Source organism: Ornithinimicrobium sp. CNJ-824, from assembly GCF_001942405.1.
Taxonomy (GTDB): Bacteria; Actinomycetota; Actinomycetes; order Actinomycetales; family Dermatophilaceae; genus Ornithinicoccus; species Ornithinicoccus kibberensis.
The window spans coordinates 23,489-33,209 of sequence record NZ_MKKA01000019.1 but is presented as its reverse complement, the minus strand read 5'-3'; the positions used below and the strand labels follow the sequence as shown (position 1 = coordinate 33,209).

Annotated in this window: 10 protein-coding genes and 2 pseudogenes; 3 read left to right on the top strand and 9 right to left on the bottom strand. The window is 74.1% G+C overall.

Translation table 11 applies throughout. The annotated features are described in order from the left end of the window. Positions 1-96: 96 nt before the first annotated feature. From BJF81_RS08685 to BJF81_RS08655, 7 genes and pseudogenes are all read right to left on the bottom strand, one after another. Positions 97-561 carry a hypothetical protein gene (locus BJF81_RS08685; protein WP_143780750.1) on the bottom strand — a complete coding sequence of 155 codons (465 nt, stop codon included), beginning with the start codon at positions 559-561 and terminating at the stop codon, positions 97-99. Between the two features lie 261 nt (positions 562-822). Further along, positions 823-1,793: pseudogene (locus BJF81_RS08680) on the bottom strand (quinone oxidoreductase family protein). Between the two features lie 413 nt (positions 1,794-2,206). Further along, positions 2,207-2,728 (bottom strand): SLOG cluster 4 domain-containing protein, encoded by a 522-nt coding sequence (locus tag BJF81_RS08675; RefSeq protein WP_075958004.1) that lies wholly within the window; start codon positions 2,726-2,728, stop codon positions 2,207-2,209. Then, entirely contained in the window at positions 2,700-2,891 is a 192-nt protein-coding gene (locus tag BJF81_RS08670) for a hypothetical protein (protein ID WP_075958003.1), read from the bottom strand. The genes BJF81_RS08675 and BJF81_RS08670 overlap by 29 nt, the downstream gene beginning before the upstream one ends. A gap of 63 nt (positions 2,892-2,954) precedes the next feature. Further along, on the bottom strand, positions 2,955-4,508 hold the full coding sequence (gene amaB, locus BJF81_RS08665) for an L-piperidine-6-carboxylate dehydrogenase (RefSeq protein ID WP_237770134.1): 1,554 nt from the start codon (positions 4,506-4,508) through the stop codon (positions 2,955-2,957). A gap of 63 nt (positions 4,509-4,571) precedes the next feature. Continuing rightward, complete coding sequence (locus BJF81_RS16805) at positions 4,572-5,495, bottom strand: FHA domain-containing protein (RefSeq protein WP_083664100.1); 924 nt, start codon at positions 5,493-5,495, stop codon at positions 4,572-4,574. Beyond that, a complete protein-coding gene (locus tag BJF81_RS08655; protein WP_075958002.1) occupies positions 5,492-5,764 on the bottom strand; it encodes a hypothetical protein in 273 nt (90 codons plus the stop codon). Before BJF81_RS08655 ends, BJF81_RS16805 begins: the two co-directional genes overlap by 4 nt. Before the next feature lie 145 nt (positions 5,765-5,909). On the opposite strand from BJF81_RS08655, the gene BJF81_RS08650 reads away from it, so the two are divergent. Continuing rightward, positions 5,910-7,109 (top strand): acyl-CoA dehydrogenase family protein, encoded by a 1,200-nt coding sequence (locus tag BJF81_RS08650; protein WP_075958001.1) that lies wholly within the window; start codon positions 5,910-5,912, stop codon positions 7,107-7,109. Positions 7,110-7,115: 6 nt separating this feature from the next. On the opposite strand, the gene BJF81_RS08645 is transcribed toward BJF81_RS08650, so the two are convergent. Together BJF81_RS08645 and BJF81_RS08640 are read right to left on the bottom strand one after the other, a co-directional pair. Next, on the bottom strand, positions 7,116-7,829 hold the full coding sequence (locus BJF81_RS08645; RefSeq protein ID WP_237770133.1) for a YwaF family protein: 714 nt from the start codon (positions 7,827-7,829) through the stop codon (positions 7,116-7,118). Between the two features lie 19 nt (positions 7,830-7,848). Beyond that, a complete protein-coding gene (locus BJF81_RS08640; protein WP_237770132.1) occupies positions 7,849-8,664 on the bottom strand; it encodes a L,D-transpeptidase family protein in 816 nt (271 codons plus the stop codon). A gap of 173 nt (positions 8,665-8,837) precedes the next feature. Between BJF81_RS08640 and BJF81_RS19495 the strand changes: the two genes are divergently transcribed. Further along, a complete protein-coding gene (locus BJF81_RS19495) occupies positions 8,838-9,416 on the top strand; it encodes a hypothetical protein (RefSeq protein ID WP_237770131.1) in 579 nt (192 codons plus the stop codon). Next, positions 9,326-9,703: pseudogene (locus BJF81_RS19490) on the top strand (extracellular solute-binding protein); the annotation flags it as partial. The gene BJF81_RS19495 and the pseudogene BJF81_RS19490, both read left to right, overlap by 91 nt. Positions 9,704-9,721: the final 18 nt, after the last annotated feature.

The following is a 9,721-nucleotide window of genomic DNA, read 5'->3' as shown; positions in this document are numbered from 1 at the left end:
CGGACCGCTCCCTCACGGAACTCCCGGTCGTACTTCTTCCTTGTCTCTGGCATCTCGATCCTCATTGTGGATGCCTCTACGCTCCGGGGGGGAACCTCACTCCTCCAGCAGCCGCCGCCCCGTGCGCACCGCCAGATCCGCCACCGCCACCAGCTGCACCGCCTCCATCCGACACCTCAGCAGTGCCAGCGCACCCACGCCCCGGACGGCCTCCAGGTCCACCGCCGGCACCGCCAGGGCCCCTTCGTGCTCGGCCGCCACGACGGCCGCACCGGCCATCGCCTCCACGGTCGCAGCCCCCAGACCGAGGTCGGAAAGCACACGACCCACGGCGCCGACCGGATCCCGCAACGTCAGCCCCTGGTCGTGCTCGACCGCAGGCTCCGCCCAGGCCCCAGGGCCGGCCAGCTCCTGCCACTCCAACGACTCCCCGACCGCGCACGCCTCCGCGTCGTAGGGCTCCAGGTCCTCCCAGGGCGGTTCGACAACGGCCACACCGCCGGACTGGCCACCACCACCGGCCACCCAGGACACCTCTCGACCACCGACACTGCGACTCATCGAACCCCTCCTCCCCCGACGTCGATACCCTCGCCGCTGACCCCATTTTAGGACATGTGTTCGAACATCGCAAGAGGTTGTCCCCAGGTGTCGTGTCCCCAGGTGCCGTGTCCCCACCGGGCGGGGACCCCGCGGGCCCGGCTCACGGGGACCTCGGGCGGCCGTGCAGACGCGAGCGGCCCCCACGTCAGGGATGTGGGGGCCGCTCGGACACGAGGTCCAGCTCAGGTCAGGCAGGGCGGACCGGGGCAGGCAGGCAGGTCAGGGCACGAGCAGCAGCTTGCCCGTCGTGCCGCCCGCCTCGAGGTCCTCGTGGGCACGCCGGGCCTCGGCGAGCGGGTAACGCCCACCGACCCGCACCTTCAGCGACCCGTCGGCCACCCCGCCGAGCACCTCGCCGGCACGCCACAGCAGCTCCTCACGCTCGGCGGCGTAGTGCGCCAGCGTGGGCCGGGTCAGGTAGAGCGAACCACCGTGGTTGAGCACCATCGGATCCACCGGAGGCACCGGCCCGCTCGCCGCGCCGAACAGCACCATCATCCCCCGCGGACGCAGCACCGAGATCCCTGCGTCGAAGGTGTCCTTGCCCACGCCGTCGTAGACCACGTGCACGCCCTCCCCGTCGTCAGCCGCTGAACCTCCTCGGCCAGGTCGACCTCCCGGTAGAGCACGACCTCGTCGGCCCCCGCCTCCTTGGCCAGCTCCACCTTCTCCCGGTTGCCGACGGTCCCAATGACCCGCACCCCCTTGTCTCGCAGCATCTGGCACAGCAGCAGGCCGACACCACCGGCGGCGGCCGTCACCACGGCGGTCTGCCCCTCCTTCGCCTCGAACGTCGAGTTGACCAGGTAGTGCGCCGTCATCCCCTGCAGCATGACCGCGGCACCGAGCTCCAGGTCCATCCCGTCGGGCACCGGGACGACGCGCGCAGCCGGGACCAGGACCTGCTCGGCATACCCGCTCCCGGGAGTCATGGCCCAGGCGACGCGGTCGCCCAGCTGCACGTCCTCGACACCCTCCCCGACTGCCGAGACGGTGCCGGACCCCTCGTTCCCGCCGACGAACGGCAGCGGCAACGGGTAGCGTCCGCTGCGCTGGTAGACGTCGATGAAGTTGATCCCACCGGCCGCCAGGTCGACGCGGACCTCGCCGGGGCCGGGCTCGGGCGTCTCCCGCTCGACGAGGGTGAGGGCCTCGGGCCCTCCGGGCTGCTCCACGATGACTGCGCGCATGTCCCGACCCTACCCACGGCGACGGACAGACTCCGTCGGAGGCACCCCATACAGTGCCCCCGTGTCCACGGGCACCGCCGGCACGGGAACCCCGGCCGGCACCCCGACGAGCCCGTGGCCGGCGCTGCGGGCGCTGGTCATCGGCTACAACACCACCCGGCAGCTGGGGGCGGTCCTCGGCAGCGCGGCGATCGCCGTCCTCATGGAGGCCCGGCTGTCGGCCCGCTCAGGATCGGAGCGTATGGGGTCGCTCCCGCCGGGCGGGGAAACCCCCCTCCGCGGTGGGGCGCAGCGGGCGATGCCGGGGTGGCGTCGGCCCTGGCCGACGCCCTGCTGCTGCCGGTGGCCGTCATCCTGCCTGGGGGCTGTCGCCGCCGTGTTCTTCGAGCGACCACGTCATCTGCTCCCTGGCGTCAGGACGACCTCTGCAGCGTCTCCAGGACCAGGTCGACGGCCTCGGTGACCGAGGCGGACCGCACCGGCGGGCGACCAGGGCCGCCGATCCCCTCCAGCGCGTGCTCCGGCCAGCCCAGCAGCACGACGGGCACCCCCGTGCGGCAGGCGAGCGCCACCTCGCTCAGCGTTCCCCAGCTGGGCCCGACCGCGACGACGGCGTCGCTGGCCCGGACGACGAGCCCGTTGCGCAGCTCGCCCAGGCCGGTGGGCACGCTGACGGTGTGGTGGGGGCCGGCGGTCGTCCGGTCCGACCCCGGCAGCAGCCCGAGGCTCACGCCACCGACCTCCTCGCACCCGGCCGCCGCCGCGTCCATCACCCCGTCCAGGCCCCCGGTGACCAGGACCAGACCCCGCCCGGCCAACGACCGGCCGAGCTCCCGCGCCTGTCCGACCTGCCCGGTCGTCGCGCCGGCCCCCGGCCCGACGACCCCGACGTAGGCCGGCGGGCGGTCAGCTGGGGTGACCGGCGAGGTCGGCATCGGCGTCCCCGGCGTCCCGGCCGCCCGCCACGTCCTGTCCTCCGCTCCCCCGTCGTCCGGTGACCGCCCGGATCACGCTGCCGGCGGCGATCATCGCCAGAGCCCCGCCGAGGATCCACGCGAACGGCGAGGGGTCCTGCGAGCGGTCGGTGCTGCGGCTCATCTGCTCACTCCTTCGTCCGGACGTCAACCCCGCAGGTCGACGCCTCCTGGCCAGTCTGGCCGCTCACACCTCGAACGTCACCCCCTGGGCCAGCGGCAGCTCCCCGGAGTAGTTCACCGTCGTGGTGCTCCGCCGCATGTAGGCCTTCCACGCGTCGGACCCGGACTCCCGTCCCCCGCCGGTGTCCTTCTCCCCGCCGAAGGCTCCTCCGATCTCCGCCCCGGAGGTGCCGATGTTGACGTTGACGATGCCGCAGTCGGAGCCCTCCGCGGAGCAGAACAGCTCGGCCTCGGCCTGGTCCCGCGTGAAGATGCTGGACGAGAGTCCCTGGGGCACGGCGTTGTTCATCGCCACCGCCTCCTCGAGGGTGTCGTAGGTCATCACGTAGAGCAGCGGTGCGAACGTCTCGGTGTGCACCACCTCGGTCTGCGCGCGCATCCGGACGACGGCCGGTCGCACGTAGAAGGCCTCCGGGGCCTCCTCCTCGAGCACCCGCTCACCCCCGACCAGCAGCTCGCCGCCGTCCTCGACGGCCCGGTCCACGGCCGCCCGGAACGCCACGGCGGAGCGGGCGTCCAGCAACGGCCCCACGAGGGTGCCCGGCCGGGAGGGGTCCCCCACGGACAGGCTGCGGTAGGCCGCGACGAGCCGCTCCGTCAGCTCCTCCACCACGTCCCGGTGGGCGATCACCCGGCGCATCGTGGTGCACCGCTGGCCGGCGGTCCCGGCGGCGGCGAAGACGATGCCCCGGACCGCCAGGTCGAGGTCGGCGCTGGGGGCGACGACCGCGGCGTTGTTGCCGCCGAGCTCGAGCAGGCTGCGGCCGAGCCGTCCGGCCACGACCGGCCCCACCGACCGGCCCATCCGGGTCGACCCGGTGGCGCTGAGCAGGGCCACGCCGCGGTCGGCGGCGAGCGCCTCGCCCACCTCCGGACCGCCGAGCAGCACCTGCGAGAGGGCCTCGGGGTGACCGGCCTCCCGGACCGCGCGTCCCAGCAGGGCATCGGCCGCGAGCGCGCACAGCGGCGTCCGCTCGGAGGGCTTCCACACCACCGGGTCGCCGCAGACGAGGGCGACGGCGGTGTTCCACGACCACACGGCGACGGGGAAGTTGAACGCGGAGACGACCCCGACGACCCCCAGCGGGTGCCACGTCTCGCTGAGCCGGTGGCCGGGCCGCTCGGAGGGCATTGTCCGCCCGTACAGCTGCCGCGAGAGCCCGACCGCGAAGTCGCAGACGTCGATCATCTCCTGCACCTCGCCGAGCGCCTCGGAGGTCACCTTCCCCGCCTCGACGGTCACCAGCGTGGCCAGGTCCTCCTTGTGCTCGGTCAGCAGCTCGGCCCAGCGCTTGACGAGCGCGCCCCGCACCGGCGCGGGCACCACGCGCCAGTCGAGGAAGGCCTCCCGGGCCCGCTCCACCGCGCGCGGCACCTCGTCGGCGGCGGTCCAGGCCAGGGAGGAGACCACGGTCCCGGTCACCGGGGACCGGCCCTCCTGCGGCCCGGCGTGCGCCTCCAGGTCGACGCCGCAGGCCCGGGCCGCGGCCTCGGCCCGGCCGCGCAGCTCCTCCTCGGCCGGCAGGGACGGGGGTATGCGGTCGGGCTGGGGCTGCACGGGTCGGCACCTCCGGTGGGGTGGGCAGGGGTCGAGCTCACCCTGCCACAGCCCACCGACCCCTCAGCGGTCGTACCGGGGCCGTGGCGGCTGCGGCCGTTGCCGGGCGAACTCCCCGCCGGTCCGGCCGCCGTAGGGGCGCCCGTGGTCGGCGTACTCCTCCCGCCGGTAGGTCAGCGACGAGTCGCCGGCGGTCACGACGGACCCGGTCCGGAGGGCCACCGGCCGGTCGACCTCGGCCCCGTGCACCCGAACCGGCCGGCCCGCGACCGGGACCACCTCGTACTCGTCGGTGGCGGGGTTGCGGCGCACCTGGACGTGGCCGGGCGACAGGCCCGGCAGGACCAGGTCGTCCTGGGGGTCCGAGCCGATCGTCGTCGTGCCCCGCCGGAGGTCCAGCTCCGTCCGGGCGCCGCCCTGCTCCGGCGGCGTCGGGTAGTAGACCAGACGTGGCCGACCGCCCCCGAGCGGGTCGTGGGTGGTGGTGACGTGCCGACGTCGGGGCGGGGTGACCGTCGGGGCCAGCGGCCACGGCGTGGACGGCGGCACCAGGGCCCGCAGCGACGGCGCCCCCTCGTCCCCCTTCGCCCGGGCGAGCCGCAGCGCCGCCCGCCGGTCGTGGAGCGCGATGTGGCGCGACCCCGTGACCGCCCGGTCCAGGAAAGAGGCGCGGACCCGTCCCAGGGACAGGATCCGGCCCTGGTCCCCCTCGACGACCACGGTCAGGCCGTCGTCGGCGAGCAGCCGGGCGACGTCCCGGACCGGGTCCATGGCGGTGCGCAGGTCGTTGCCCAGCGGCAGGGCGTCCAGTCCCTCGAGGCGCACCGTCAGGGTCGACCCCGACCCGGTGACCCGGCCGGTCAGCCGCCGGCCGGGGTCGTCCTCGGCGCGGGGCGTGTCGACCGTGAGGGTCAGGTCGGCCTCGACCCGCAGGCGGGCGGCGTCCGGGGCCGCCGGAGCCGTCGGGGGCGCGGCCATGGCGCTCATGCCTTCTCGGAGGTGCCGCCGGCGTGCTCCTCGGTCGTGATGCGCAGCGTGCCGTCCAGCTTCCAGGTCGCCCGCGGGGCGTCGGGGCCGGTGTCGCGCGGCACCTCGACGGCCATGTCGACGAAGCTGTAGTTGATGGCCGCACCCTGTCCGGTGAGGTAGCTCCACATCTCCTTGGCCAGGTCGGTCCAGGAGACGGCGTCGGTCGGCGCGGAGCCCGGACCGCCCGGGCTGACGGTCGTGCTGGCGGGGCTGGTGATCTCGGTCATGACGACTCCTTGGGAAGAATGCTTTGGACAACGTTTGTCCAATGTCTGTCAGTGTGGCACCGACCTCGCCGTCGCGCAAGCCTCAGCCCGTAGGGTGGGCGCGACCGCCCGACCCAGCAGCACCGCATACCCCCAGGAGCGCACCGTGGCCCGCCTGAGCACCACCGACCTGCCCGTCGACCTCGTCGACCTGGACGCGGTCCTCACCGACGACGAGCGCGCCGTGCGGGACAGCGTGCGCGAGGTGTGCGCCGAGCACGTGCTGCCGCACGTGGCCGGGTGGTACGAGCAGGGGCAGGCACCCGTCCGCGAGCTGGCCCGGGTGTTCGGGGAGCACGGGCTCATGGGCATGCACCTGGAGGGCTACGGGTGCGCGGGGATGAGCGCGGTGGACTACGGGCTGGCCTGCCTGGAGCTGGAGGCCGCCGACTCGGGGGTGCGCTCGCTGGTGTCGGTGCAGGGCAGCCTGGCGATGTTCGCGATCTGGCGCTTCGGCAGCGAGGAGCACAAGCAGCGCTGGCTGCCCCCGATGGCCACCGGGGAGGCGATCGGCTGCTTCGGCCTCACCGAGCCCGACCACGGCTCCGACCCCGGGGCGATGCGCACGCGGGCCCGGCGCGACGGCGGGGACTGGGTCCTGGACGGGTCGAAGATGTGGATCACCAACGGGTCGGTCGCCGACGTGGCCGTCGTCTGGGCGCGCACCGAGGGCGACCCCGACAGCAGGGACACCGTGCGCGGGTTCGTCGTCCCGACCGGCACCCCCGGCTTCTCGGCCCCCGAGATCACCGGGAAGATGTCGCTGCGCGCCTCGGTCACCTCCGAGCTGGTCCTCGACGGCGTCCGGCTGCCCGCGGACGCCGTCCTGCCGGAGTCGCGGGGGCTGCGCTCGCCGCTGGCCTGCCTCAACGAGGCGCGCTACGGGATCGTCTGGGGCTCGATGGGCGCGGCCCGGACCGCGTTCGTCGCGGCGCGCGACTACGCGGTGGAGCGCGAGCAGTTCGGGCGGCCGGTCGCCGCCTTCCAGCTGACCCAGGCCAAGCTGGCCCGGATGCACCAGGCGCTGACGACCGGGCAGCTGCTCGCCCTGCACCTGGGCCGGCTGAAGGACCGGGAGCTGCTGCGCCCCGAGCAGGTCAGCGTCGGCAAGCTCAACAACGTCACGGCGGCCATCGAGGTCTGTCGCAGCGCCCGCACGGTGCTGGGCGCCAACGGCGTCTCCGGGGACTACCCGGTCATGCGGCACGCCAACAACCTGGAGTCGGTGCTCACCTACGAGGGCACCGAGGAGATGCACACCCTGGTCGTCGGGCAGGCGCTGACGGGGCACCAGGCCTTCCGCTGACGATCCTCAGGCCACCGCCCCGGCCCGCCAGGTCCCGGTGCGCTCCCCCACCAGGCGCGCGACGGCATACCCCAGCCAGAAGAGGGCCAGGGTGGCCGCGACGGCCACCGGCAGGTAGAGCGCCAGCGGGAGGTCGCCGAAGAAGGGCCGGTCCCGCAGGTAGAAGTAGTTGCCTCCGGTGAGCCGGTTGACCACCAGGGCGAGGGACAGGTAGGCGAGGAACCAGCCGAAGGCCCGCCACAACGCCCTCGCCGTGGGACGCCACCCCGTGGTGATCCAGGCGTAGGCCGGCAGGAGCAGGGTGACCGTGTGGTTGACCCAGAAGCTCCAGCCGAGCACGTTGGTCGCCGGCTGGATGAGCATCGGGTACGAGAAGCTGCCCCAGGCGTAGAGCCCGAAGAAGAAGAGCACGTCCATCACCCGTCGCTCGCGCGTGAGCAGCCAGACCAGCCCCAGCAGGGCCGAGATCCGGGACAGGTGGAGGGGCAGCGACTCGCCCCAGTCCCACCCGGCGGTGGCGTAGAAGCCGTAGAGGGTCAGCTGCTGGAGGACCACCACGCCGACGAGCACCCGGCGCACTCCGGGCTCGTGGGCGCGCACCCAGCGGCGGCCGGCGACCAGCCCGGTGGCCACGAGGACCAGCAGCGTGGCGTAGACGAGATGGTCGGTCCCGCCGACGGTGATCCACCCCGGATGACGGTCGAAGAAGGTCTCCAGCACCCGACTGCGCTGACCCGTCTCAGACGACGACGACCCGGCCACCCATGCCGAGCAGCCCCTCGGACCAGAACATGTCCATCGCCGCCGTCGAGATGCGGGCGCAGCCGTGGGAGGCCGGCCAGGGCGGGATCGACCCGGAGCCGTGGACGGCGTAGTTGCCGTCGTAGAACATCGGCCGGTACAGCTCGCCCAGCTCACCCTCACGCCAGCCGTCTCCGGCGGTGCCGACGGAGTCCATGAAGCCGACGACGTAGTCGCCCGTGGGCGTCTGCGCGGTGTACTCCTCGCCCCGGAACTCGTAGGGCTCCTCGTTCCCGGTGGAGGTGTTGAGCACCATCGTGGTGGCCCCGCCGCGGACGACGAGGAGCAGCTGCGGGCCCAGGTGGACCTCGACGTGGTCGCCGCCGGCCACGGGGGCCGGGCGGTAGCCGGTCTCGATCGCGGCCTGGGTCGCAGGGCCGGCGATCCCGTCGCGCACCAGCCCGTGGGCCTTCTGCACCGCCCAGACCGCCTGCTGCGTCAGGTGGCCGAAGCCGCCGTCGGGTTCTCCGCACCAGTAGCCGGTCGCGCCCAGCTGCTGCTGCAGCGCCAGCACCCCGTCCCCGGCGTCGCCGCGCTGGTATGCCGCGGGCTCGGGCGGCGGGGGCGGCGGCTCGGGCTCGGGTTCCGGCTCGGGCGGGGGCGGCGGTGGGACGGCGACCCTGTCGTAGCTGTCGGCCAGCCCGCCCAGGACCGCCCCGGTGACCAGCCCCAGCCCCCCGCGCAGCAGGTCGCGGCGGTGGAGCGGCAGGCGGGCGAGGGCCCGCGGCACCCCCTCGTAGCGCTGCATCCTCATCCGTGGTCCTCCCCTGTGCTGCGACGGCGCGTCCGCCATTGGACGCACGGAGCGCCCCCAGGGTCCACCGGCGACACGCCTTCGTTGTCGAATCGTGACCACGGGAGGGGCGGGTGCGGCCCACGGCATACTCTGGGCACACACGTCCGGCCGATCCTTCCGGGAGGACCCGCATGGCACCGTCGCCGCTCCTGTCCCGCCGTTCCGTGCTGGCGCTCGGCGGGACCGCGGCGCTCGGTGCGCTGCTCGCGGCGTGCGAGGACGGGTCCGCGCCGGCGCCGATGACCGGGGACGGGGCGACCGTGACCGGCACCGCCGGCGGGCCTCCCCCGGAGCTGTCCCAGTGGTACCACCAGTACGGCGAGGAGGGGGTCCGCGAGGCCGTCGAGCGCTACGCGGCGGAGTACGAGGCCGCCGACGTGACGGTGAGCTGGCAGCCGGGGTCCTACGACCGGACGACGGTCACCGCGCTCGTCGGGGGCGAGGGGCCGGACGTGTTCGAGTACGCCAACGGCCCGTCGATCGACATGATCCGGGACGGCCTCGTGGTCGACGTGACCGACGCGTTCGGCGACGCGCTGCCCGACTTCAACCCCCGGATCGTCGAGCGGATGACCTACGACGGGAAGATCTGGCCATCCCCCAGGTCGTCGACACGCAGGTGCTCGTCTACCGCCCGAGCCTGCTCGAGCAGGTGGGGATCGAGCCGCCGCGGAAGATCGCGGACCTGCAGCAGGCGGCCCGCGAGCTGACCACGGACACGGTCAAGGGCCTCTTCCTCGGGAACGACGGCGGGGCGGGCCGGATGGGCGGGCCCATGCTGTGGTCGGCGGGGCTGGACCTCCTCGACGAGGACGAGGTGACCTTCGACTCGGCGGGGGCGGCCGAGGCGCTGAGCGTGCTGCGCACCTTCTGGACCGACGAGGTGCTCCTGCTCGACTCCCCCGAGGACTGGGACGACCCGACCCCCCTGACGTCGGGGCGGACGGCCATGCAGTGGACCGGCCTGTGGACCTTCCCGCAGATCCGCGCCGAGCTCGGCGACGACTTCGGGGCC